At 50.8% G+C, this 25,626-nt stretch carries 21 protein-coding genes and 1 tRNA gene; 18 read left to right on the forward strand and 4 right to left on the reverse strand.

Features of this window, described 5'->3' with window-relative positions:
• The first annotated feature begins 657 nt into the window (after positions 1 to 657).
• Together V8Z93_RS11795 and V8Z93_RS11800 are read left to right on the forward strand one after the other, a co-directional pair.
• The gene (locus V8Z93_RS11795; RefSeq protein ID WP_217765439.1) at positions 658 to 1,275 is read left to right on the forward strand and encodes a DNA-binding protein; all 618 of its coding nucleotides are present in this window, start codon (positions 658 to 660) and stop codon (positions 1,273 to 1,275) included.
• Positions 1,276 to 1,388: 113 nt separating this feature from the next.
• A complete protein-coding gene (locus V8Z93_RS11800; protein ID WP_203041174.1) occupies positions 1,389 to 1,484 on the forward strand; it encodes a smalltalk protein in 96 nt (31 codons plus the stop codon).
• Positions 1,485 to 1,796: 312 nt separating this feature from the next.
• Here the strand turns inward: V8Z93_RS11800 and V8Z93_RS11805 are convergent, their stop codons facing one another.
• Together V8Z93_RS11805 and V8Z93_RS11810 are read right to left on the reverse strand one after the other, a co-directional pair.
• Positions 1,797 to 2,624: a zinc ribbon domain-containing protein gene (locus V8Z93_RS11805; RefSeq protein WP_217765269.1), complete on the reverse strand. Its 828-nt coding sequence runs from the start codon at positions 2,622 to 2,624 to the stop codon at positions 1,797 to 1,799.
• A 234-nt stretch (positions 2,625 to 2,858) separates the two neighbouring features.
• Entirely contained in the window at positions 2,859 to 3,716 is an 858-nt protein-coding gene (locus V8Z93_RS11810) for a Nif3-like dinuclear metal center hexameric protein (RefSeq protein ID WP_439431603.1), read from the reverse strand.
• Between the two features lie 230 nt (positions 3,717 to 3,946).
• On the opposite strand from V8Z93_RS11810, the gene V8Z93_RS11815 reads away from it, so the two are divergent.
• The 4 genes from V8Z93_RS11815 (at position 3,947) to V8Z93_RS11830 (ending at position 8,966) form a co-directional block, all read left to right on the forward strand.
• Positions 3,947 to 5,053: an agmatine deiminase family protein gene (locus tag V8Z93_RS11815; RefSeq protein WP_439431604.1), complete on the forward strand. Its 1,107-nt coding sequence runs from the start codon at positions 3,947 to 3,949 to the stop codon at positions 5,051 to 5,053.
• 278 nt (positions 5,054 to 5,331) lie between these two features.
• Complete coding sequence (locus V8Z93_RS11820) at positions 5,332 to 6,207, forward strand: carbon-nitrogen hydrolase (protein ID WP_203039921.1); 876 nt, start codon at positions 5,332 to 5,334, stop codon at positions 6,205 to 6,207.
• Between the two features lie 32 nt (positions 6,208 to 6,239).
• Entirely contained in the window at positions 6,240 to 7,148 is a 909-nt protein-coding gene (locus tag V8Z93_RS11825; protein WP_203051142.1) for an AEC family transporter, read from the forward strand.
• A 42-nt stretch (positions 7,149 to 7,190) separates the two neighbouring features.
• The gene (locus V8Z93_RS11830; protein ID WP_439431605.1) at positions 7,191 to 8,966 is read left to right on the forward strand and encodes a hypothetical protein; all 1,776 of its coding nucleotides are present in this window, start codon (positions 7,191 to 7,193) and stop codon (positions 8,964 to 8,966) included.
• Positions 8,967 to 9,343: 377 nt separating this feature from the next.
• On the opposite strand, the gene asnA is transcribed toward V8Z93_RS11830, so the two are convergent.
• Positions 9,344 to 10,381 (reverse strand): aspartate--ammonia ligase, encoded by a 1,038-nt coding sequence (gene asnA / locus V8Z93_RS11835; RefSeq protein WP_203039926.1) that lies wholly within the window; start codon positions 10,379 to 10,381, stop codon positions 9,344 to 9,346.
• Positions 10,382 to 11,019: 638 nt separating this feature from the next.
• On the opposite strand from asnA, the gene V8Z93_RS11840 reads away from it, so the two are divergent.
• The 3 genes from V8Z93_RS11840 (at position 11,020) to V8Z93_RS11850 (ending at position 14,776) form a co-directional block, all read left to right on the forward strand.
• A tRNA-Arg gene (locus V8Z93_RS11840) sits at positions 11,020 to 11,093 on the forward strand.
• A gap of 28 nt (positions 11,094 to 11,121) precedes the next feature.
• A complete protein-coding gene (gene pepT, locus V8Z93_RS11845) occupies positions 11,122 to 12,345 on the forward strand; it encodes a peptidase T (RefSeq protein ID WP_203051144.1) in 1,224 nt (407 codons plus the stop codon).
• A gap of 169 nt (positions 12,346 to 12,514) precedes the next feature.
• Positions 12,515 to 14,776: a cation:proton antiporter domain-containing protein gene (locus V8Z93_RS11850; RefSeq protein WP_439431606.1), complete on the forward strand. Its 2,262-nt coding sequence runs from the start codon at positions 12,515 to 12,517 to the stop codon at positions 14,774 to 14,776.
• 253 nt (positions 14,777 to 15,029) lie between these two features.
• On the opposite strand, the gene V8Z93_RS11855 is transcribed toward V8Z93_RS11850, so the two are convergent.
• On the reverse strand, positions 15,030 to 15,836 hold the full coding sequence (locus tag V8Z93_RS11855; protein WP_439431607.1) for a DUF5715 family protein: 807 nt from the start codon (positions 15,834 to 15,836) through the stop codon (positions 15,030 to 15,032).
• Positions 15,837 to 15,972: 136 nt separating this feature from the next.
• On the opposite strand from V8Z93_RS11855, the gene V8Z93_RS11860 reads away from it, so the two are divergent.
• From V8Z93_RS11860 to V8Z93_RS11900, 9 genes are all read left to right on the forward strand, one after another.
• Entirely contained in the window at positions 15,973 to 16,959 is a 987-nt protein-coding gene (locus V8Z93_RS11860; protein ID WP_439431608.1) for a PhoH family protein, read from the forward strand.
• A gap of 79 nt (positions 16,960 to 17,038) precedes the next feature.
• A complete protein-coding gene (locus V8Z93_RS11865; protein ID WP_119249312.1) occupies positions 17,039 to 17,989 on the forward strand; it encodes a phosphoribosylaminoimidazolesuccinocarboxamide synthase in 951 nt (316 codons plus the stop codon).
• A gap of 10 nt (positions 17,990 to 17,999) precedes the next feature.
• The gene (ubiE, locus tag V8Z93_RS11870) at positions 18,000 to 18,734 is read left to right on the forward strand and encodes a bifunctional demethylmenaquinone methyltransferase/2-methoxy-6-polyprenyl-1,4-benzoquinol methylase UbiE (protein ID WP_439431609.1); all 735 of its coding nucleotides are present in this window, start codon (positions 18,000 to 18,002) and stop codon (positions 18,732 to 18,734) included.
• A gap of 12 nt (positions 18,735 to 18,746) precedes the next feature.
• Positions 18,747 to 19,493: a shikimate dehydrogenase family protein gene (locus V8Z93_RS11875; RefSeq protein ID WP_439431610.1), complete on the forward strand. Its 747-nt coding sequence runs from the start codon at positions 18,747 to 18,749 to the stop codon at positions 19,491 to 19,493.
• A 134-nt stretch (positions 19,494 to 19,627) separates the two neighbouring features.
• Positions 19,628 to 20,776 carry an AIR synthase-related protein gene (locus tag V8Z93_RS11880; RefSeq protein WP_153097950.1) on the forward strand — a complete coding sequence of 383 codons (1,149 nt, stop codon included), beginning with the start codon at positions 19,628 to 19,630 and terminating at the stop codon, positions 20,774 to 20,776.
• Positions 20,777 to 20,794: 18 nt separating this feature from the next.
• Positions 20,795 to 21,904: a peptide chain release factor 1 gene (gene prfA / locus V8Z93_RS11885; RefSeq protein ID WP_117662908.1), complete on the forward strand. Its 1,110-nt coding sequence runs from the start codon at positions 20,795 to 20,797 to the stop codon at positions 21,902 to 21,904.
• A gap of 218 nt (positions 21,905 to 22,122) precedes the next feature.
• Positions 22,123 to 22,965, forward strand: coding sequence for an orotidine-5'-phosphate decarboxylase (pyrF, locus tag V8Z93_RS11890; RefSeq protein WP_203039938.1), 843 nt, complete (start codon positions 22,123 to 22,125; stop codon positions 22,963 to 22,965).
• A gap of 217 nt (positions 22,966 to 23,182) precedes the next feature.
• Positions 23,183 to 24,217 (forward strand): UDP-3-O-(3-hydroxymyristoyl)glucosamine N-acyltransferase, encoded by a 1,035-nt coding sequence (gene lpxD, locus V8Z93_RS11895; RefSeq protein ID WP_439431611.1) that lies wholly within the window; start codon positions 23,183 to 23,185, stop codon positions 24,215 to 24,217.
• Positions 24,218 to 24,231: 14 nt separating this feature from the next.
• A complete protein-coding gene (locus V8Z93_RS11900; RefSeq protein WP_153097943.1) occupies positions 24,232 to 25,614 on the forward strand; it encodes a bifunctional UDP-3-O-[3-hydroxymyristoyl] N-acetylglucosamine deacetylase/3-hydroxyacyl-ACP dehydratase in 1,383 nt (460 codons plus the stop codon).
• Positions 25,615 to 25,626: the final 12 nt, after the last annotated feature.

The following is a 25,626-nucleotide window of genomic DNA, read 5'->3' on the forward strand; positions in this document are numbered from 1 at the left end:
TGCAAAACTAATTCCGGCGGAACGCCTGGGCAGGGGCATATACGGTGATGCGGAGAACTTGGACTCCAGGCATAAGCCGATAATCCGTCTTTGTTTTTTGTAAAGAAAATAACAAAACTCCTTCTTTGTGAGAATGGACTGTTGCCCATGATTTTGCAGAAATCCATGCCCCTTACGGTTCTTACGGTTCTGACAGTTCTTACAGTTCTGACAGTTCAAAACTAGGGGGTATATGGATAACGGGAAGAAAGGAAATAGTAATTAATATATTTTAATATATATATATTTATATATATTAGTTTTCAACTGCACTTTTCATAGGGGGTCCGTTTTGAACTGTCAGAACTGTAAGAACTGTAAGAACCGTAAGATTTCGAAAGAAATTGCGGGGGTTACAGGAATCGGGGGAAATAGTATGAGAGAGATATCTTCTTCTGGGACAAACTATATTTTGCGTCAAAAAAAACTATGGTTCTCCCGCTGCTAAAATATGAGTTAGCTTTATTAACGGATTTCGGAATCAGGGACTGCTGAAAATCGGTCCTTATCGCCACCCGAAATTTGGTGGTATCAGAAAAAAGCCGTATCTTTGCACCGTCATTCAGAAGAAAGGCTGCTGATGACAAAGAGAACAATAATCATTAATCACTAAAAAGTATGGGACAAGGAAACATTAAGTATCGTAAAGTAAAGCGTACCCCTCAGACGGGTGAGAACGCTGGTAAGGAGCTCTGGTATGCTACCGTGGTTACCGACAGAGAGATGAACTTCGAGGAGTTCGTGGATCACATTTCATCCCACAACTCGCCTTACAGCCGCGGCACTGTGCACGGCGTGATGATGGATATGCTCGACTGCCTGAAGGAGCTTATCCTCGACGGCAAGAGCGTGCGTCTGGGCGACCTGGGCCTCTTCTCCATCGGCATGAGTTCGCGTGGTGAGGTGAGCAGAGACAAGGTTACTTCGGCAAGTGTGCAGGATATCCATCTTCTGGTGAAAAATACCAAGAACTGGAGTAATTCGGAATTGAAGAAGCTCTGCAAGATTACTGCCTACGACGCCCGTGGCGGCGAAGAGGACGGCGGGGCCGAGAATACTCCTGGCGGCGGAACCGACGGAGGCGGAACCAACGGAGGCGGAAGCGGCAACACCCAGGAAGGCGGCGGAACCTCAGGCGGAACGGGCAGTGAAGGCTCTGGTGGCAACACCAGTCAGGGTGGCGGAACCGGTGACGGAACCGGAAGCAATGGCGATAACGAGCACATCACTCTGTAGAGTTAGCCCCTTCGGGGGCTACTCTTCTATCCTATCACATCGCTAAAAATAATCATTTACCACTAATCATTCATCACTAATCACTAATCACTAATCACTAAAAAAAACTGCCTATGAAGAAGGAAACATGGAAGACTGTTATTCAGATTTTAATCTCTATTCTGACTGCCGTAGCCACTTCGCTCGGAGTCACGAGCTGCATGAGTTAAAAAAGTTGTAGAAAAACGAAAAAAGAGAGGGTGTGTCATAAGTCTAAATAATGGCAGCCGAGGACGGGCTGAAAGCCCAAAAGCTCCTAGCCCAGGGCAGCGCCCTGGGTAATGTTGGCAAAAAACAAAGTCGCCCTGAAAGGGCAAAAGCTTTGAAATAGAAAGCTTTTGCCCTTTCAGGGCGGCTTTGTTGTATTTATTCTAAAACCCAGGGCGCTGCCCTGGGCTAGGAGCTTTTGCCCTTTCAGGGCGTATGGGATGTGGCTTATGACACACCCTCTTTTTTATATATTTATCTTCTTATCCAGAATATTATTCTCCATCCTCTGCCTTCTTGCGGCGAGATACGCGCTTGCGCTTTGGCTTCTCATCTGCGGCTGGAGTCTCAATCTTTACACCTGCCAACTCTGGGTCGATGAGGATACGGCCACAATACTCACAAGGGATAATCTTCTTGTGCATCTTGATATCCAACTGGCGCTGAGGTGGAATCTTGTTGAAGCAACCACCACAGGCATCACGCTGCACGTATACGATGCCCAGTCCGTTGCGGGCACCCTTGCGGATGCGCTTGAAGCTGGCGAGCAGACGTGGCTCAATCTTCTTCTCAAGCTCAAGAGCCTTCTCTGTAAGACGCTCCTCCTCTTCGCGGGTCTCTGCCATGATGTCCTCAAGCTCAGAACGCTTCTCAACCAATCCGTGCTCACGGTCGGCCTTCTGCTCCTCAGCCTTGTGAAGGTCGTACTCACGCTCACGCATCTTTGCCAAGCCCTCGCGAATCTTCTTGTTGCAAAGCTCGATTTCCAGCTCCTGGAACTCGATCTCCTTGCTCAGAGTGTCGTACTCACGGTTGTTGCTCACGGTCTCCAGCTGGCTGTGATAGCGCTCCAGGCTAGCCTGGGCATCAGCAATCTCTGCCTGCTTCTGAGCCACTGCGTGGTCGAACTGCTCAATCTCGCGCTGGATGTTCTCGATGCGGGTGGTGAGACCTGCAATGTCGTCTTCCAGGTCCTGAACCTCGAGAGGAAGCTCACCTCTCAACTCACGATTCTCGTCAATGCCTGACAAGGTTACCTGAAGCTGGTAGAGAGTCTTCAACTTCTCTTCTACCGTCAAATCTGTAGGATCTTTCTTTGCCATAATTTCTTGATTTTATCTTTAAACCTTTATTTATTCTTCTTTAATGCTTTGAAAGCTTTTGCCCTTACAGGGCGTATTGCTGATTGCGTTTACACCCAGGGCGATGCCCTGGGCTAGGAGCTTCTGCCCTTTCAGGGCGTGCTGGGGCAGACAAATCTAGCCTAAATAGGGGCAGCCAAATCCAGACTATAAATAGACTAACATCCCAGACTATAAATAGACTAACATCCCATCCTATAAATAGATGATAGGATTGGTGTTGATTTCCGAGATGCAGCATTTGGCATCGGGGAAATTCTCGAGGATGATGCTACGGAAGATTTCGCTGGTAAACTGCTCACTCTGATAGTGGCCGATGACGCAGATCTGAATCTCCTGATCGTGCCCGAAATACTCATGATAGCTCATCTCGCCCGTGATGAAGGCATCCGCCCCGGCTGCTATCGCATCGCCCAACAGGAACGAACCCGAACCGCCACAGAGCGCCACCTTGCGGATAGGACGGCGCAAGAGCTGGTTGCACTGCACGCACTCCACACCGAAACGCTGGCGCAAGAGCAGCACCAGGTCGTCGGCAGCAATGCCCTCGGCAAAATGCTCCTTCACCTCTTCCGAAAGCCTGCCTGCCCGGGCAGCCTCCAGGATATCCCGGTCTGAGATTTCTCCCATCACACCGTTTCCACCCTTCACACCATCCACTTCCTTCTCGCCGCCGAAAAATTGGAGGTTCTTCAATCCCAACTTCTCGGCTATCTTGAAGTTCACGCCGCCCTGGGCAGCATCCATGTTGGTGTGCATGGAAACTATCGTTATATCATTCTTGATGGCCTTCACCACCGTGCGCTGCACGTAGTTCTCGTCCGAGATTCTCTGCAGCTTGCGGAATATCAGCGGATGGTGGCTCACGATGAGATTGCAGCCCTTCCGGAGGGCCTCATCCACCACCGCCTCGGTGACGTCAAGACACAACAATGCCCCTGACATTTCTACCGCCTCTGTCAATCCAACTTGCAGGCCGGCATTATCATATCCTTCCTGCAAGGGCAGAGGCGCGTAATGTTCAAGGGCATCAACTACTTGTTTTATTTTCACGCTCCTAATATGTCTTATTCTTAAATTTAGGCTGCAAAGTTAAGCATTTCTCATGAAATTAGCAAGAGTTTCACTAAAAAATTTCAAAAAATTATGGAAGTTGCCGTTTTTTTTATTATTTTTGCACCTATAATTCGCTAACTCTTCTTCCAGAAGGGAGAAAGAACGGACTAAACTATGCAACCCACACAAGGGCTGGCTATATAATAAATAATAAAAATTGAAAGCTTATGTATCAATCAGCATTACCTTGCGATTTCGCACTTCCGGCAGAATGGGAGCCTCAGAGCGCCATTATGCTGACCTGGCCACATGGTGGTACAGACTGGAAACCCTATCTCAGGCAGATAACTAACACTTATCTGGAACTTGCCGACATCATCACCCGCTACGAGCAGCTGCTTGTGGTTACACCCATTGTGGAGAGTACCCGCAGAATGCTCGCCGAACGCCTCTCGGAGGGCCAGATGAACCGCATACACCTCTACGAGATGGACACCAATGATACATGGGCGCGCGACCACGGTCCTATCAGCATGGTATCGAGAGGCAGGCGCAACTCGCATATCATCCCTATCCATCTGCTCGACTTCAAGTTTAACGGATGGGGCGAGAAATTCGCCTGGCAGAAGGACAACGCCATCAACCTGCAGCTCTACTATCAGGGTGCCTTTGATGCGGCGATGGAGAACCACCAGGGATTCGTACTCGAGGGCGGAAGCATCGAGAGCGACGGAAAGGGTACCATCTTCACCACCTCGCAATGCCTGCTGGCACCCCACAGAAACCAGCCTTTCACCAGGGCGAACATCGACAGTCTGCTCAAGACGTTCTTCTTCGCCAAGCAGGTGGTATGGCTGGACCATGGCAACCTGGTGGGCGATGATACCGACGGGCATATCGACACCATCGTGAGGGTGGCTCCGCACGACACCTTATTATATGTGGGCTGCGACGACCCTGAGGATGAGCAGTATGAGGATTTCCAGGCACTGGAGAAGCAGCTGAAGAAGCTGTTCAACTACGAGGGATATCCTTACCGCCTGCTGAAGCTGCCGATGCCGGATGCCATCTACGACGAGGGCGACCGGCTGACTACGGAGAAGGGCAGCAAGGGCGACCGGCTGCCTGCCACCTACGCCAACTTCCTGATTCTGAACGGTGCGGTGATTTACCCTACGTATAACCAGCCGGAGAAGGACGAGGAGGCGAAGCGCCAGATTCAGCTTGCCTTCCCGGACAGAGAGGTGATAGGCGTGGATTCGCTCACCATCATCCGCCAGCACGGCAGCATCCACTGTCTCACCATGCAGCTGCCTGCGGGGGCTATCAAATAATTGAAGTTTCGCAAGTGGTTCAAGTACGGGCTGAAGGCCCAAAAGCTCCTAGCCCAGGGCAGCGCCCTGGGTATAATAGCAATCAACAAGGCGCCCTGTAAGGGCAAAAGCTTTGTAAATTGCCTGATTCTTTTGAAGCTTTTGCCCTTACAGGGCGACAAACTTGCGTCCATGATTACCCAGGGCGCTGCCCTGGGCTAGGAGCTTCTGCCCTTTCAGGGCGTGTGGAGCTCACTTGCGAAACTTGAGTCAGATAAGATTTAAAAAAACAAAATTTCATGAAATTAGGATTATTACAACTACACATCACGGCGGACATCGCCGATAACAAGACGCGCCTCGCCGAGGGCATCATCGACCTGGCTAAGCGTGGCGCTGAACTCATCGTATTGCAGGAACTCCACAACTCGCTCTACTTCTGCCAGGTAGAGGATGTGGAGAACTTCAATCTAGCCGAACCCATCCCGGGTCCATCTACCGAATTCTACGGCAAACTGGCGAAGGATCTGGGCGTGGTAATCGTTACATCGCTCTTCGAGCGCCGTGCTCCGGGCCTCTATCACAACACGGCGGTGGTGATAGAGAAGGATGGAACCATCGCCGGAAAATACCGCAAGATGCATATTCCGGACGATCCTGCCTACTACGAGAAATTCTACTTCACCCCTGGCGACCTGGGCTTCAACCCTATCCAGACTTCGGTGGGCAAGCTGGGCGTGCTGGTTTGCTGGGACCAGTGGTATCCCGAGGCTGCCCGCCTGATGGCGCTGCAGGGTGCGGATATCCTCATCTACCCTACTGCCATCGGCTATGCCACATACGACACCGAGGAGGAGCAGCAGCGCCAGCGTGAGGCGTGGACCACGGTGATGCGTGGTCATGCCGTGGCTAACGGTTTGCCTGTGGTGGCGGTGAACAGGGTTGGTTTCGAGCCGGACCCTAGCGGTCAGACCGAGGGCATCCAGTTCTGGGGCAGCAGTTTCGTGGCAGGTCCTCAGGGCGAGCTCCACTATCGTGCGAGCGACAAGGAGGAAGAGAGCCTGGTGGTGGATATCGACCTGAAACACAGCGAGGATGTGCGCCGCTGGTGGCCATTCCTGCGCGACCGCCGCATCGAAAACTACGGCGATATCACCAGGAGATTCATTGATTAAGATAGATGGAGATTGTAAGGATTTCAGGATAGATGGAAAATTTAGAGGTGATGGTGGTGTTATTCATCATCGTGATTTTGGGTTACGTCGCCTGCAAGCTGGGCTATATGGGCGACAAGTTTGACAAGAAGCTTTCCAGCATCGTGGTAGATATCACCTGCCCCCTGCTGGTGCTCTCGTCGGTGATGGGAGAAGAACTGCCCGACCGCACGCTCATCCTCCCGCTTCTGGGCATAGGTTTCCTAACCTATATCCTGCTGCTGGTGTTCGGTTTCGGGGTGCCCCGCCTCATCAGCAAGAACCATGATGACCAGGGAATGATAGGTTTCGCCCTGATGTTTGCCAACGTGGGGTTCATCGGATACCCGATAGTTTCGAGCATCTTCGGTCCGAAGGCGATATTCTATGCTGCCCTGCTCAACATGCCTAACACGTTTTTCATCTTCACGGCTGGCGTGATGCTCATCAAGGGCGAGTATAGCGTGAAGCAGTTTAACCCCAAGGTGTTGCTGAGTCCGGCGCTGATAGCGGCAGCCGTGGCGGCTCTGCTGGTGGCGCTGGGGGTTCATACGCCCGATGTCATCGCCCGTCCTATTACGATGGTGGGCAACGTGACGGTGCCTGCTGCGCTGATGATTATCGGAAGTAGTATGGCGAAGCTGCCCGTGAGGGAGATTATCGGAAGTCCGAAGGTTTACGTGGCTTCTGTACTCCGCCTCGTGGTGGTTCCGCTGAGCCTTTACTTCTTCTTCAAGGTGTGCGGCGTGAGCGACGTGGTGAACAATATCAACACGGTGGTGATAGCGATGCCTGTGGCAAGCTTCGGCACGATGTTCTGCCTGAAATACGGCAGGAACCCGTCGCTGATTACGGAAATGACTTTTATCACTACCCTGGGAAGCATCATCACCATCCCCCTGATAACGCAGCTTTTCAGCTAGGAAAAGAAGATAGGAATAAACAATCAAGAAGAAAAGAATAAAATGAAGAGAAAAAACATAATGAAAACCAGCCGCCTGTTACTACTAGCCTTGGCACTCGGAGGTGCCAACCAGCAACTGGCGGCAGCACCGATAGAACATATCGGCGACCGATATATGATTCATGTTCCGGAACTGGAACTCACGGGCGAGGAATCGCTGCTCGACGTGCTGATGATGTGCCCCGAGGTGATGACCCTGGATGGCAATAATATCATCGGCGGCGACCCCTTTGCCAATCTATATGGAAAATTCGTAATCCGTATCGACAATCAGGAATACGGACTGGATTACGCTACCCTGCTCCATCATTTCAAGGCAAGAGAAATAGAAACCATCAAGGTTTGCCAGAACGCTGAAGTGATGAAGGGCTGCAGCAGTCTGAAAAAAGTGATTGATATCACGCTGAGAAAGAGCGAGAATGGCGTGAGCGGAAGAGTGGGATTCTTCGGCGATACCTACGGCGGAGGCAAGGGCATCGTGAGCGTGCTGAGCCAGCAGCAGAAGCTGCGCATCCTGAGCCACGTGGAGGGCAGCATGCAGCGGTCTTCTTTTCATCCCCAGGGGGCTTATCCGGGCGATAACGGCAGCACTTCCATCAACCATTATTCGCACGAGGGTGCCAAGCTGAATATCCTCTGGACTCCTACGGAGAAGGATGTGCTGGAGGTGGATGCGATGCAGACCTATACCCGCAATCATTTCTCGGGCGATGCAGCCGATTTCGTGCGTGCCTACCATCTCCAGGCGGATTATACCCGAACCCTGGGCGAAAACGGGTCGAGCATCCTCTTTACTCTGGGTGCCGAGAATATCAGCGACCAGGGGGGAAGCAGTGCATCTCCCTACCGCAATCATTCCACCTATCCCTTCATGGTGGTGGAATATGCCACGCCTGTATTCTCGCAGAATCTCTGGATTACAGCCGGTTTCGAGGGCGGACTTTCCATAGAGAAGAATTGCGTGAAGGGTTATACCAACCATTCCAACTATCAGGATCTCTACGCTCAGATAGACTATCACATCGGCAAATGGGGATTCATGGTGGGCGACCGCTATCGCACCATCCACTTCCATCCCAAGCAGCTAAAGACGGAAGAGAAGTGGAAGAACACCACGCACAACCACAGCTACACGCTGAGCATCTACCACCAGTTTACCCCAGGCAACACGCTGCAGGGCACCTTCTGCCGCCGCATCTTCAACCCCGACTTCGGCGATTTCATTACGGCGGGCGACATGGAGGGGGCCTGGAAGCCTGTATATACGGCGGATATCAGCGAACGCCTGGCTTATGTGGCGGAGCTGAAATATACCTACAGCAAGCCGAATCTGGTGGTGAGCACCTCGGTGAAGAACATCCATCAGGATTTGCCGGGCGTGGATAGGGACAACACGCTGGGCATTGGTACCACTGCCTTCTGGCACAAGGGTATTCTGCGACTGACGGCTGGCTTCAACTATTTCTGGGAAAAGGCTGAGGTGTTTGAAACGGATATCAAGCCACAGGGAAAGGCTCAGGAATACAGCCACTTTGCAGTTTTCAAGCTTGCTCCCCAGCTTTCGCTGCCTTCGGGCTGGCGCCTTGCATCGAACATGATATGGTGTACCCGCAGACATACCATCACGCCAAACTATACTCCTGCCAACCTATATGCTGAAATGGGGGTATACAAGACGATTAACAGACACTGGACGCTGGAGGCCAGATATCATGATATAGCAGGGCAGCATTTCGGCAACAGAGCTGCTATGCTTGGAGGCACTTATTATTTCTAAACAAATTATTTCTAAATAACTCAAGTTTCGCAAGTAAGCTCCACACGCCCTGAAAGGGCAGAAGCTCCTAGCCCAGGGCATCGCCCTGGGTGTTTATGGACGCAACACTGTCGCCCTGTAAGGGCAAAAGCTTTGTATATTGCTAGGTATTTGAAAGCTTTTGCCCTTACAGGGCGCCTTGCTGATTGCCATTATACCCAGGGCGATGCCCTGGGCTAGGAGCTTTTGGGCCTTCAGCCCGTACTTGAACCACATGCGAAACTTCAATAAATAAAACAATAATCCCGGTTCTCCCTATCGCTGGGAGAACCGGGATTCTTCAATATAAATTGAAGCTGTTATACTGATACAACCTCATTATGCTGATATGACTCAAATTAAATTAAAGGCATTCCTGCCTCTTCGCACTCCTGGCGCATCTCCTCAGGCCAGATACTAGCCTGAATCTCGCCGATGTGTGCCTTGTGGAGCATCACCATGCACAAGCGGCTCTGACCGATACCGCCGCCAATGCTCAATGGCAATTTATCATTCAGGAGCTGCTGGTGGAAATAGAGTTTCTCTCTATCTTCCTTGCCCTCCAGCTTCAGCTGGCGCAGCAGGCTCTCCTTATCCACACGGATACCCATGGAGCTCAGCTCGAAGCTTCTGCCCAGCACAGGATACCAGATAAGAATATCACCATTCAAACCCACCTTGCCGTTCTCTGCCACGGTGCTCCAGTCGTCATAGTCAGGGGCACGGCCGTCGTGCTTCTTTCCGTCGCTCAGCTTTCCGCCGATACCCTCAACGAACACGGCGCCATATTTCTCGCAGATGGCATCCTCACGCTCCTTCGGAGTCTTGTCAGGATACATGTCGAGCAAATCCTGTGCATGGATGAAATGAATCTCCTTAGGCAAGAATGGCTTGAGCTGAGGATAGTGCTCGCAAGTGAGGAACTCGGTGCGGAGGATGGCGGCATAGATGCGGCGAACGATGTCCTCAAGGAATGCGATGGTGCGGTCTTCCTTGGTAATCACAGCCTCCCAGTCCCACTGATCTACATAGAGCGAGTGCAGGTTATCCAGCTCCTCGTCGGCACGGATGGCGTTCATATCGGTATATACGCCATATCCAGGCTCCACCTCGTACTCGGCGAGGGTGAGTCGCTTCCACTTGGCGAGGGAGTGAACCACCTCGGCCTTGGCATCACCCAAATCCTTGATAGGGAAAGTTACAGGGCGCTCCACACCATTCAGGTCGTCATTGATTCCCAAGCCCTTCATCACGAAAAGAGGGGCTGTTACTCGGCGCAGGCGCAACTCTGTGGCAAGGTTCTGCTGGAAGAACTCCTTTATCATCTTGATACCCATTTCGGTCTGGCGCATATCCAGCAGCGCCTTGTAACCTTCGGGTTTTATCAGTTTACTCATTTTTAGTATTCTTTTATTGTTTTCGTTTTACTGTTTTATACCGTCACGTTTCCGAGACTTGTCTTTTTAAAGTTTATCGTCACGTTTCCGAGACTTGTTTTCTTAAAGACGGTGCAAAGGTACAAAATAAAAATTAAACTGCAAGCTTTTTCTTGAATTTTTTCTCAAAATGATAGCATTTTTCTTTCTTTTCTATCTTTTTGAGCTATTTTTGTATCGTTTTTCGCAAATTTTCTCCATTCATCTTCTGTTTTCAATCTTTATTCGCCATCTTTCTCCCTTCACCGTCTGTTTTCATCTCTTTTTCATCTCTTTTTCATTGAAGTTTCGCAAGTGGTTCAAGTACGGGCTGAAGGCCCAAAAGCTCCTAGCCCAGGGCATCGCCCTGGGTATAATAGCAATCAACAGGGCGACAAACTTGCGTCCATGATTACCCAGGGCGCTGCCCTGGGCTAGGAGCTTCTGCCCTTTCAGGGCGTGTGGAGTTCACTTGCGAAACTTGAGTTTTTCTTCATCTTCTTCAGAAAAAGTGGCAAGAATATTTGGCGGTTTCAAATTAAATCACTAACTTTGCACTCGTATATGTTTCATTTATGTGCTGGGATGGCTATTCCGGCGAATAAAAAGCGTATAAGAATGGTCTCGTAGCTTAGTTGAATAGAGCAGCAGATTCCGGTTCTGGAGGTCGTGGGTTTGAGTCCCACCGAGATCACTACTACATTATTATAATAATTAAGAACATGGACTTAGTAGAACGTTTTATAAACTATACAAAATTCGACACACAATCGAGCGAAGACTCCGAGAGTGTGCCTAGCACGGCAAAACAGCTTGAGTTTGCCAAGTACCTGAAGCAGGAGCTTGAGGATGAAGGCCTCAGCGACGTAGAGATGGACGACATGGGCTATATCTACGCCACCCTGAAAGGAAATACCAAGAAAAAGACTCCAACCATCGGCTTTATCTCTCACATGGACACCAGTCCCGATGCCAGCGGAAAGGATGTGAAGGCGCGCGTCATCAAGAACTACGACGGCGAGGACATCGAACTGAGCCCGGGCATCATATCGAGCGTTGAGAAATTCCCAGAACTCAAGGCACACAAGGGCGAGGACATCATCGTTACCGACGGAACCACCCTGCTCGGAGCTGACGACAAGGCGGGCATCGCAGAAATCGTTCAGGCGATGTGCTACCTGCGCGACCACAAGGAAATCAAGCACGGCGATATCCGCGTGGGCTTCAACCCTGACGAGGAAATCGGTATGGGTGCTCATCATTTCGACGTGGAGAAGTTTGGCTGCGACTGGGCGTACACCGTAGACGGCGGCGACCTGGGCGACCTGGAATACGAGAACTTCAACGCTGCGGGCGCCAAGGTGTTCATCAAGGGCGTGAGCGTACACACGGGCTATGCCAAGGGTAAGATGGTGAATGCCAGCCGACTTGCCGTGGAGTTCCAGAACATGATTCCGGAGGCCGAGACTCCTGAGCATACCGAAGGTTACCAGGGCTTCTACCACCTGCTCGGCATCGAGAGCCGCTGCGAGGAGGCAAAGCTGAGCTATATCATCCGCGACCACGACAGAGAGAAGTTTGAAGACCGCAAGGACTTCATCGAAGACTGCGCGAAGAAGATGAACGAGAAATACGGCGAGGGCACAGTGAGCGTAGCCATCCAGGACCAGTATTACAACATGAAGGAGAAGATAGATCCTAACATGCACGTGATTGATATCGTGCTGCGTGCAATGCAGGAGAGCGGTGTCCCACCTCGCGTGGAGCCTATCCGTGGCGGTACCGACGGAGCACAGCTCAGCTTCAAGGGTCTGCCTTGTCCAAACATCTTCGCCGGCGGCGTCAACTTCCATGGTCCTCACGAGTTCGTGAGCATCCAGGTGATGCAGAAGGTGGTGGATACCATCGTGAAGATTGCGGAAATTACAGAAGAATTTAATGATTAATTTATAGTTAATAGTTTATAGTTTATAGGGCATCCGTGCTGCCAGGCAGGATACTTATCTACTATAAACTATTATTTTTATCAGCTTCCCCCTACTTTAAGCTAGTTTGTCTATACGGCGAAGCCGCTATAAACTATAAATTAAAATTATAAACTATAAATTATAACTAATGGCAGAAATTCCCTTTTTAGTAAAAGATCTCGCCCTCATCCTGATGGTGGCTGGCGTTGTTACCCTCATCTTCAAGCGGCTCAAGCAGCCCCTGGTGCTGGGTTACATCGTGGCGGGCTTCCTGGTGTCGCCCCACATGCCCTACACCGTATCGGTGATGGACGAGACGGATATCCAGACTTGGGCAGACATCGGTGTCATCTTCACCCTCTTCTCGCTGGGCTTGGATTTCTCCTTTAAGAAAATCGTGAAGATGGGTGCCTCGCCCGTCATCGCCTGCATCGTCATCGTTTTCTGCATGATGATGCTGGGCATCAGCGTGGGCCACGGATTCGGATGGGACCGGATGGACTGCATCTTCCTGGGCGGTATGCTCGCCATGAGCTCCACCACCATTATATATAAGGCGTTCGATGATATGGGACTCAGGCAGCAGAAGTTTGCCTCCATGGTGATGAGCGTGCTCATCCTGGAAGATATCCTTGCCATCGTAATGATGGTGATGCTTTCCGCCATCGCCGGAGGCAGTAATCCGGATGGCGAGCAGATGATTTCCTCGGTATTGAGGATTGGTTTCTTCCTGGTGCTCTGGTTCATCGTGGGCATCTTCGCCATCCCGCTCTTCCTACGGTCGGTGAGGAAGCTCATCAATGGCGAAACCCTGCTCGTCGTTTCGCTGGGCCTCTGCTGCGGCATGGCGGTATTATCCACCAAGGTGGGGTTCTCCAGCGCCTTCGGAGCCTTCGTCATGGGCAGCATTCTTGCCGAAACCATTGAGGCAGAGAAGATTATCAAACTGGTAGAACCGGTGAAGAATCTCTTCGGCGCCATCTTCTTCGTGTCGGTGGGTATGCTGGTAGACCCCAAGATATTGGTGGAATATGCCGTTCCTATCCTCGCCCTGGTGGGCACCATCCTGGTGGGACAGGCTATATTCGGCACCTTCGGATTCATGCTGGGCGGCGAATCGCTGAAGTCGGCGATGCGCTGCGGTTTTTCGATGGCTCAGATAGGTGAGTTCTCGTTTATCATCGCTTCGCTGGGCCTGTCGCTGGGGGTTATCAGCAACTTCCTCTATCCGGTGGTGGTAGCTGTATCCGTGATTACCACCTTCCTTACGCCCTACATGATTCGCCTGGCTCTGCCTTCCTATCAGCTGATGGAGAAGCATCTGCCCTGCAAGTTCATCAATATTCTGAACCATTTTGCGATGAGCCATCCTTCTACGCAGCAGCAGAGCAAGTGGAAATCGCTCATCCGCCAGATGGCCATCAACACCATCGCCTACTCCATCCTTTCGGCGGCAACCATCGCCATGATGTTCACCTTCGTGCTGCCGCTGATGCGCAATCTGCTGCCAGGCTGGCAGTTGCACTGGTATGCCAACGCCCTTACGGGTCTGCTCACGGTGGTACTGATTTCGCCTTTCCTGCGCGCCATCGTGATGAAGAAGAATCACAGTCCGGAATGGAAGCGCCTGTGGGTGGAAAGCAGCATCAACCGCATCCCGCTGCTCTTCACCATCGTGGTGAGATACATCATCGCCCTGGCGTTCATCTTCTACATCATCAACTATCTCTCGCGCTTCACCAATGCGCTCATCGTCTGCATCGGAGCCGTGGTGGTACTGCTGATGGTGGCATCGCGCCGCATCAAGAAGCGCAGCATCGTGATGGAGCGCCTCTTTATCCACAACCTGCGTTCGCGCGATATTGCCGCCCAGGTGAACGGCGAGAAGCGTCCGCTCTATGCGGGTCATCTGCTGGATAGAGATATTCACATCAGTGAGATTGAGGTGCCGGAGGATAGCACCTGGTGTGGTAAATCGCTGAAGGAGCTTCATCTTCGTGAACGTTTCGGCATCGACATGAGCAGCATCCGCCGCGGTTCGCAGCGCCTGAACATTCCGAACGGTGACACGGTGATTTTCCCTGGCGACAAGCTTCAGATTATCGGCAACGACGACCAGAATCACAAGTTTGCCCAAGCACTCACCTCGGAGCTTGCTCCGGAGGATGCGGATATCGAAAAGAGGGAGATGAAGCTGCGCCAGCTCATCATCAGCGGCGGCAGCGAATTTCTGGGAAAGACGCTGATAGAAAGCGGAATAAGGGATAAATATAATTGTATGGTGGTAGGACTGGAAGAGGGCCGGGAGAACCTGACCCGTGTTCTACCTACCCGAGTATTCAAAAAAGGCGATATCATCTGGCTGGTAGGCGAAGAGGCTGACCTTCAGAAGATTCAGGAAAAGAGTTAAATTTTTGTCCCACATGTTCTGAAAGGAAAGAAGCAGCACGCCCTGAAAGGGCAGAAGCTCCTAGCCCAGGGCAACGCCCTGGGTAAATACGCAGACACAACAACGCCCTGTAAGGGCAAAAGCTTCTCATATTCAAAGCTTTTGCCCTTACAGGGCGACTTCGTAGAGATGGGCTTAACCCAGGGCGTTGCCCTGGGCTAGGAGCTTCTGCCCTTTCAGGGCGTGTGGGGCTTACTTGAGAAAAATCAGAAAATTATCTTACGGTGATATGGAAGCAACCCTGATGCACCTCGTATTTGATGTAGCAGCGGTTCTTATTGCGGAAATCCCTCAACACCTCGCTGAACACCCACTTCAAGGTATCATTCTGAACCTGGCGGCGAGGCTGGTCCTTGGTCTGAATCTGCTTGTATCTGTTGTAGCAGATATCGAATGTGGTACCATAGAGATGGCACGAATTCTCGGTGGCATTACCATTACGGGTTCTGAGTTTCGCCACATCATCCTTGGTGCGCAGGATGCTCGTCACGATGATCTTATGCAGCGGAATACCCTTAATCTGCAGGGAATCGAAATACGCCCTGCCTATATCCTGCAGCAACACCGATGCCTTAGGCACCAGATAAGGAATACTGTTGTTCAGCTTATCCACATAAAAAAACGGATTGCTGCCCACATACACCAGTTTGCCCTTGCTATGCTCCGCCTCCTCACGATTCTGAACCGGAGCCACACCATGCTGGTTGGCAGCCAGAATCTGAACATCCTGCTGGTCAGGGAAAGTATTGCCGAAATGAGGCACCGAGAAAATGCGGTGCTTCACCTCCTTGCCATCCTTATCGAAGAAAATGGAAGCCATGCCCGCCATCGCCGTATCAGGCGCAGCAGAGAGTTCATCCTTCTTCATCCCTTTCAGGGAATCTACTTCCGTAGAATCCTGTCCCTTTTCATTCTTCGCCAATCTCGGCTCAGCCACGCTTGGAAACACCAGGCGAACCAGCGCCAGCAGCAGCACAACCACTACAAAACCTTGCAAATATCTATTCTTACTTATCTTCATATCTAAAAATTTCTTGCAAAGGTAACAAAATCTATCGAAATATTTGCTCATTTCAAGGAAAAGTAGTAATTTTGCAGCGTTATATAACATTATTTAGAACATTTAAGGTTGCAAACCATTTAGAAAGATAAAGATTTTGATAGAGAAACATATTATACTCGAAGATGTAGATCCAGTGATGTTCTACGGTGTAGGCAATGCCCACCTGCAGATGATTAAGTCACTGTATCCTAAGTTGCGTATCGTGGCACGCGACAACGTGCTTCGTGTGCTTGGCGACGAGGAAGAAATGGCTAAGGCAGAAGAAGACATCGAACTGATGCGCAAGCACTTAGCCAAATATAACATGCTTAACGAAGAAGATATTCTTGATATAGTAAAAGGAAAACAGACCAAGGCTGACTCCGTGAAGGGAGTATTGGTTTACAGCATCAGCGGCCGTCCAATCAAGAGCCGCAGCGAAAACCAGCAGCAACTCATCGAGGCTTACGAAAAGAACGACATGGTATTTGCCGTGGGGCCTGCCGGAACCGGAAAGACCTACCTCAGCATCGCCCTTGCCGTGAAAGCCCTGAAGGAGAAGACCATCAAGAAAATCATCCTCTCACGCCCTGCCGTGGAAGCCGGAGAGAAACTCGGATTCCTGCCAGGCGACATGAAAGATAAAATTGACCCTTACTTGCAACCGCTCTATGATGCGTTGGAAGACATGATTCCTGCCGTGAAACTGCAGGACATGATGGAAAAGCACATCATCCAGATAGCGCCCCTCGCCTTCATGCGCGGACGCACACTCAGCGACGCCGTCGTCATCCTCGACGAGGCGCAGAACACCACCTCACAGCAGATTCGCATGTTCCTCACCCGAATGGGCATGAACACCAAGATGATCATCACCGGCGACTTGACCCAGATAGACCTGCCAAGAGAGCAGCGAAGCGGACTGAAAGAGGCGCTCAAGATCCTGGAAGGCGTAGAAGGCATCGGAGTGGTGAAACTGGGACAGAAGGACATCGTGCGCCACAAGCTCGTAACCCGCATCGTCAATGCATACGATAAGTATGACAAGGAGAGAGCGGAAGCACGGGAAGCTCAGAAAGCAGAAAAAGATAATTCAAAATAATCAGAATTAAGAATGAACAGAATGATTACTCAAGGCATATCATCAAGTTCAAAGTTCAAAATTCAAAGTTCAAAGTAAAATGAAAGCATTAACAAAGACAGATTTCCATTTCGATGGACAGAAGAGTGTTTACCACGGTAAAGTACGTGATGTGTATGACATTAACGACGACATCCTCGTGATGGTCGCTACCGACAGAATCTCAGCGTTCGACGTTGTTCTGCCTAAGGGTATCCCATTCAAGGGTCAGGTGCTCAACCAGATTGCAGCTAAGTTCCTGGACACAACTACAGACATCTGTCCAAACTGGAAGTTGGCTACTCCAGACCCAATGGTTACCGTAGGTTTGAAGTGCGAAGGTTTCCGTGTGGAGATGATCATCCGTTCTATCCTCACCGGTAGTGCATGGCGCGACTATCAGAAGGGCTGCCGCGAGATCTGCGGTGTGAAGTTGCCAGACGGTATGCGCGAGAACGAACGTTTCCCTGAGCCAATCATCACCCCTACTACAAAGGCTGATGAGGGTCACGACATGAACATCTCTAAGGAAGAGATCATCGCCCAGGGTATTGTTAGTGCAGAGGATTATGCCGTGATGGAAGACTACACACGCCGCATCTTCGCCCGTGGTCAGGAAATCGCTGCCAAGCAGGGCTTGATTCTCGTAGATACCAAGTACGAGTTCGGCAAGCGCGACGGCAAGGTTTATCTCATCGACGAGATCCACACTCCAGACTCTAGCCGCTACTTCTATGCCGACGGTTACGAGGAGAAGTTTGAGAAGGGTGAGCCTCAGCGCCAGCTTTCTAAGGAGTTCGTTCGCCAGTGGCTCATCGAGCACAACTTCATGAACGAGCCAGGTCAGACTATGCCTGAGATTACCGACGAGTATGCAGAGAGCGTATCTGACCGCTACATCGAGTTGTACGAGCACATCACAGGCGAGAAGTTCGACAAGGCTGCAGAGGAAGGCGACATCGCTGCCCGCATCGAGAAGAACGTAAGCGAGTGGCTTGCAGCACACAAGTAAACTATATATAATGTATAGACAAGAACAGATTAAGCCCTACGAGGGCACAGGAGAAAAGGGAAAGTTGGTAGAGGAGATGTTTGATAACATCGCCCCTACCTACGACACCCTGAACCACCGACTCTCGTGGGATATCGATAAGGGATGGCGCAAGAAGGCAATCAGGCGTCTTGCGCCCTTCTCTCCAAAGACAATGCTCGACATCGCCACCGGAACCGGTGACTTCGCCATCCTATCCGCACAAATGCTGCATCCCGAAAAACTCATCGGTGCCGACATCTCGCAGGGCATGATGGAGATAGGAAGACAGAAGGTGAAGCAGCTGGGACTGGACCACGTGATCCGCTTCGACAAGGAAGACTGTCTCCACCTCTCGTACGAAGACAACACCTTCGACGCCGTGACCGCCGCCTTCGGCATCCGCAACTTCCAGAACCTGGACCAGGGACTCCGGGAAATGTGCCGAGTACTCAAAAAGGGCGGACATCTCTGCATCGTGGAGCTCACCACCCCCGTCAGTTTCCCGATGAAGCAGCTGTTCCACATCTACTCACATACAGTGTTGCCCCTCTACGGCAAGCTGATATCGAAAGACCAGAGCGCCTACAGCTATCTCACGAAGACCATCGAGGCATTCCCGCAGGGAGAGACGATGATGGAGGTGTTCAGGAAGGCAGGTTTTGAAAAGGCAGAGTTCACAAGACTCACCTTCGGCATCTGCACCCTTTATTTTGCAACCAAATAAAACAAAGATATTATGGATAAGTATGGACTCATAGGGTACCCCCTAGGACATTCGTTCTCAAAGAGTTACTTCAACGAGAAGTTTGAGAACGAGGGCATCAATGCCGAATATATCAACTTCGAGATACCAAGCATCGGGGATCTTACAGAGATACTCGACTCCAATCCCGAGTTGAAAGGTCTCAACGTAACCATCCCCTACAAGGAGAAGGTGATCAGCTATCTTGATTCCGTAAGCCCGGAGGCTAATGCCATCGGAGCGGTGAACGTGGTGAAGGTAGAGCACAAAGGCGATGAAACCATCCTCAAGGGATACAACAGTGATGTCATCGGATTCACCCAGAGCATAGAGCCTTTCATCGAATCTTATCACAAGAAGGCGCTCATCCTGGGTACGGGCGGTGCATCGAAAGCCATCAACTACGGTCTGAAATCACTCGGACTGGAGACGGTGTTCGTGAGTCGATACGAGCGTCCAGGTACTATCCAGTACGATAAAATCACCCCTGAGGTCATCAAGGAATACAATGTCATCGTGAACTGTACTCCTGTGGGCATGTATCCTCATGTAGACGAGTGCCCTCCGCTGCCATACGAGGCGATGGATACCCACACCCTGCTCTACGACCTCATCTATAATCCCGACGAAACCCTCTTCATGAAGAAGGGAAAAGAGCATGGAGCCACAGTAAAGAATGGTTTGGAGATGCTGCTCCTCCAGGCATTTGCCAGCTGGGATTTCTGGCATGAAGAGAAATAAATACTTTATAAACGTAGATATTTACAAGAACAGATTCAGCATAGAAAACTTGAACATCTACATTTATAAGAACGATAAGGAAATAATAAGAATCATAATTGGAGATCAATTTAGATATGAGTAACAATAGATATATGATGCGCGGTGTAAGCGCAGCAAAGGAAGACGTTCACAACGCCATCAAGAACATCGACAAGGGTATCTTCCCACAGGCTTTCTGCAAGATTATACCTGATATCTTGGGCGGTGACCCAGAGTATTGCAACATTATGCACGCCGACGGTGCAGGTACCAAGTCAAGCTTGGCCTACATGTACTGGAAGGAGACAGGCGACCTCTCTGTATGGAAGGGTATCGCTCAGGATGCTATCGTGATGAATACCGACGACCTGCTCTGCGTGGGTGCCGTAGACAACATCCTCGTTAGCTCTACCATCGGCCGCAACAAGATGCTCATCCCTGGCGAGGTTATCTCGGCTATCATCAACGGTACCGACGACCTGCTCCACGAGATGCGCGAGATGGGTATCGGCATCTATCCTACAGGTGGTGAGACTGCCGATGTAGGCGACCTGGTTCGTACCATCATCGTTGACTCTACCGTTACCTGCCGCATGAAGCGCAGCGATGTTATCGACAATGCCAACATCCGTCCAGGCGATGTTATCGTAGGTCTTTCTTCTACAGGTCAGGCTACATACGAGAAGAAGTATAACGGCGGTATGGGTAGCAACGGTTTGACTTCTGCCCGCCACGATGTATTCGCCAAGTATCTCGCAGAGAACTATCCTGAGAGCTACGACCACGCCGTGCCAGAAGAGTTGGTTTACAGCGGCAAGTATAAATTGACCGACGAGGTTGAGGGTTCTCCTATCAACGCCGGTGAGCTGGTACTCTCTCCTACCCGCACCTATGCCCCAGTAATCAAGAAGATTCTGGATGAGCTTCGCCCAGAGGTTCACGGTATGGTTCACTGCACAGGTGGTGCCCAGACCAAGGTTCTGCACTTCGTAGGCGAGAACTGCAAGGTAGTGAAGGACAACATGTTCCCAGTGCCTCCACTCTTCAAGGCCATCCACGACTGCTCTGAGACCGACTGGAAGGAGATGTACCAGGTATTCAACATGGGTCATCGCATGGAGATCTACGTTCGCCCAGAGGTAGCCGAGAAGGTAATCGCCATCAGCAAGAGCTTCAACATCGATGCCCAGATTGTAGGTCACATCGAGGAAGGCAAGCGCAGCCTGACCATCAAGAGCGAATTCGGAACATTCGAATACTAAAAATAGAATTAAAAATTAATGGATAATAACAACATATTACAGAAGCTAGAAGGCTTAGAGAGCCGATACGAGGAAGTAAGCACCCTCATTACCGACCCTGATGTCATCGCCGACCAGCCACGCTACGTGAAGCTCACCAAGGAGTGGAAAGACCTTGGCGACATCATGGACGCACGCAAGCGATACATCAACTGTCTGAACAGCATCAAGGAGGCTAAGGATATCCTCGCCAACGAAAGCGACCCAGAAATGAAGGAGATGGCGCGCGAGGAACTCAACGAGAACGAGGCGCTGCAGCCTAAGCTCGAAGAGGAAATCAAGATTGCCCTGGTTCCTAAGGACCCAGAAGATGCCAAGAATGTTCAGATGGAGATTCGTGGCGGTGCCGGTGGCGACGAGGCTGCCCTCTTCGCTGGCGACCTCTTTGCCATGTATAAGAAATATTGCGAGTCTAAGGGATGGACCATCAGCGTGACATCTGTCTCTGAAGGTGCAGTAGGTGGATACAAGGAAATCGACTTCGCCGTAAGCGGAACAGATGTTTACGGTACATTGAAGTATGAGTCTGGTGTTCACCGTGTTCAGCGTGTGCCTGCCACAGAGACTCAGGGCCGTATGCACACCTCTGCCGCTACCGTGGCTGTATTGCCAGAGGCAGATAAGTTCGAGGTGAACATCAACGAAGGCGATATCAAGTGGGATACCTTCCGAAGCTCAGGTGCCGGTGGTCAGAACGTGAACAAGGTGGAGTCTGGAGTTCGCCTCCGCTATCCTTGGAAGAACCCTAACACAGGCGAGGTAGAGGAAATCCTTATCGAGTGTACCGAGACCCGTGACCAGCCAAAGAACAAGGAGCGTGCCTTGAGCCGCCTCTATACCTTCATCCACGACCGTGAGCATCAGAAGTATGTAGATGATATCGCCAGCCGCCGCAAGAGCCTCGTATCTACCGGCGACCGCAGTGCGAAGATTCGTACCTACAACTTCCCACAGGGCCGTGTTACCGACCACCGTATCGGTTACACCACCCACGACCTCAATGGTTTCCTTGCTGGTAACATCCAGGATATGATTGATGCCTTGACCGTGGCAGAGAATGCTGAGAAGCTGAAAGAAACAGAATTGTAAAACCCTTACCGAGGTTTCGTATGTGGCTCCGCAGTTTTAAAGCTTTTGCCCTTACAGGGCGACAGGCTTGATGCCATGACTACCCAGGGTGTTGCCCTGGGCTAGGGGCTTCTGCCCTTTCAGGGCGTGTGGAGCAAACATCTGAAATTCAAGTGTGAAGCAAACATCTGAAATCAAGTGTGGAGCAAACATATGAAATTCAAATAACTTAAAAAGAAATGAACAGAAAAGAACTTGTAGAGCAGATTTTCGCCAAGAAGAGCTTCTTGTGCGTAGGTCTTGATACAGATATCAATAAGTTGCCAAAGTGCATCACAGAGAGTGAAGACATCCAGGGCGCTGAAGCCGAGATGATGTTTAAGTTCAACCAGGCTATTATCGACGCTACCGCTCCTTACTGCGTGGCTTACAAGCCAAACCTGGCTTTCTACGAGAGCCGTGGCATCGACGGCATGATTGCCTTCGAGAACACCATCAAGTATCTTAAGAGCCACTATCCAAACCACTTCATCATCGCTGATGCCAAGCGTGGCGACATCGGCAACACCTCCAAGATGTATGCCCAGACTTTCTTCGAGGAGTACAACCTCGATTCAGTAACCGTAGCTCCTTACATGGGCGAGGATTCTGTCAAGCCTTTCCTCGAGTATGAGGGCAAGTGGGTCATCCTCCTGGCTTTGACCAGCAACAAGGGTAGCCACGACTTCCAGCTCACAGAGGATAAGGAAGGCGAGCGCCTCTTCGAGAAGGTTCTGAAGAAGAGCCAGGAATGGGGCAACGATGAGAACATGATGTACGTAGTAGGTGCTACTCAGGGTCAGATGTTCGAGGACATCCGCAAGGTGGCTCCTAACCACTTCCTCCTTGTTCCAGGCGTAGGTGCCCAGGGTGGCAGCCTCCAGGAGGTTTGCAAGTATGGCATCATCAAGGATTGCGGTCTGCTCGTCAATTCATCCCGCGGCATCATCTACGCCAGCAATGGCGATGACTTCGCTGAGGTAGCAGGTCAGAAGGCAAAGGAGCTGCAGGAGCAAATGGCAGCAGAGCTTGCTAAGCTCTAATCCCATCCCCCTTCATAAAGCATCATTTTAGGCGCAAAGTATCTTGAAAAAGACGCTTTGCGCCTTAAAAATACCTATTTATAGGCGAAAAAAGCAAAATATTACGAAAGAATGACAAGTATTTAAATCTTTTTTGCTATTTTTGCAAACAAAATGTGTTTCCTAAAGAAAATCTTACCAGGAGACTCAAGTAGAACAAACTAGAAGATAGATAAATATGGAATTTACCGCATCGCAAATAGCCCAGTTCGTTCAGGGCCGTGTGGAAGGTGATGAGAATGCAAAAGTCAACACCTTCGCCAAAATTGAAGAAGGTAAGGAAGGCGCTATCTCGTTCCTTTCAAACCCTAAATATACTCACTTCGTGTACGACACGAAGTCTAGCATCGTGCTCATCGATGAAACCGTGGAGCTGGAACACCCAGTCAGCACTACCCTCATCCGTGTGAAGAATGCCTACGAATGTGTGGCTAAGTTGCTTCAGATGTACGAGTCTATGAAACCTAAGAAGACTGGCATCGACCCATTGGCCTTTGTTTCTCCAAAGGCTAAGGTGGCAGAAAACGTCTATATCGGTGCTTTCGCCTATATCAGCGATGGCGCAGAGGTAGGCGAAGGTAGCCAGATTTATCCTCACGCCTACATCGGCGAGGGTGTGAAGGTGGGCAAGAATGCCCTCATCTACCCTCACGTAACCATTTATCACGGCTGTAAGCTTGGCGATAACGTGACTCTTCATGCTGGTTGCGTCATCGGTGCTGATGGCTTCGGCTTCGCTCCAGGACCTGATGGATACGACAAGATTCCTCAGATTGGTATTGTAACCATCGAGGATGATGTGGAGATTGGTGCCAACACTTGCGTTGACCGCTCTACTATGGGCTCTACCTACGTTCGCAAGGGCGTGAAGCTCGACAATATGGTTCAAATTGCCCATAATACCGACATCGGTGCCAACACCGTGATGTCTGCACAGGTGGGTGTAGCCGGCAGTACCAAGGTAGGCGAATGGTGTATGTTTGGCGGACAGGTAGGTATCGCCGGTCACATCACCATCGGCGACAAGGTGTTCCTCGGAGCACAGAGCGGTGTGCCAGGCAGCCTCAAGAGCGGCCAGCAGCTCATCGGTACTCCTCCTATGGAGCAGCGTGCTTACTTCAAGTCACAGGCCATCTTCCGTCGCCTGCCTGAGATGTACAAGGAACTCAACGACCTGAAGAAGCAGATTGAAGAATTAAAGAAAAATAAATAAAACTATATATAATTATGTCAAAACAGAAGACACTGAAAGGTAGCTTCTCTCTTTGCGGCAAGGGATTGCACACAGGCTTGAGCCTCACCGTGACTTTCAATCCTGCACCAGAGAACACCGGTTATAAGATACAGCGCATCGACCTCGAAGGCGAGCCTATCATCCAGGCTGTGGCTGAGAACGTCGTTGAAACCCAGCGTGGCACCGTACTCGGCAAGGGCGATATCCGCATCTCTACCATCGAGCACGGTATGTCAGCACTCTATGCCCTCGGCATCGACAACTGTTTCATCCAGGTAAACGGTCCTGAGTTCCCTATCCTCGACGGATCTGCATCCATGTATGTAGAGAAGATTCAGAGCGTAGGCATCCAGGAGCAGAATGCAGAGAAGGACTACTATATCATCCGTCATAAGATTGAGGTGAAGGACGACAACGGTTCTGTCATCACCATCCTTCCTGACGAGGAATTCAGCATCACGGCTATGTGTTCCTTCGAGAGCAAGTTCATCAATAGCCAGTTTGCTACCCTCGACAAGATGGAGACCTATGTTGACGAGATTGCTTCTGCACGTACCTTCGTTTTCGTTCGCGATATCATGCCATTGCTCCAGGCTAACCTTATCAAGGGTGGCGACTTGGACAATGCCATCGTTATCTACGAGCGTCAGGTAGAGCAGGCTCAGCTCGATCAGCTCGCCGACCATCTCAAGGTACCTCACATGGATGCCAGCAAGTTGGGTTACATCCAGCACCGTCCTTTGCAGTGGGAGAACGAATGTACACGCCATAAACTGCTCGACATCATCGGCGATATGGCGCTCATCGGCAAGCCTATCAAGGGTCGCATCATTGCAACCCGTCCGGGCCACACCGTGAACAACAAGTTCGCCCGCCTCATGCGCAAGGAGATCCGCAAGCACGAAATCCAGGCTCCTATCTACGATCCAAACGAGGAGCCAATCATGGATAACATCCGCATCCGTCAGCTTCTGCCTCATCGCTACCCAATGCAGTTGGTTGATAAGGTCATCGCTATGGGTCCTACCAGCATCGTGGGCGTTAAGAACGTAACCAGCAACGAGCCATTCTTTACCGGTCACTTCCCAGAGGAGCCAGTTATGCCAGGCGTTCTCCAGGTAGAGGCGATGGCACAGTGTGGCGGTCTGCTCGTATTGAACCAGCTGGAAGAGCCTGAGCGCTGGAGCACTTACTTCATGAAGCTCGACGACGTGAAGTTCCGCAAGAAGGTGGTTCCGGGCGATACCCTCCTCTTCCGTGTGGAGTTGCTCGCACCAGTACGTCATGGCATCAGCTCTATGAAGGGCTATATGTTCGTAGGCGACCAGGTGGTGGCAGAGGCTACTTTCACTGCACAGATTGTTAAGAACAAGTAATAATAAGATAGA

The sequence above is a fragment of the Segatella copri genome, from assembly GCF_051861805.1.
GTDB lineage: Bacteria > Bacteroidota > Bacteroidia > Bacteroidales > Bacteroidaceae > Prevotella > Prevotella copri_M.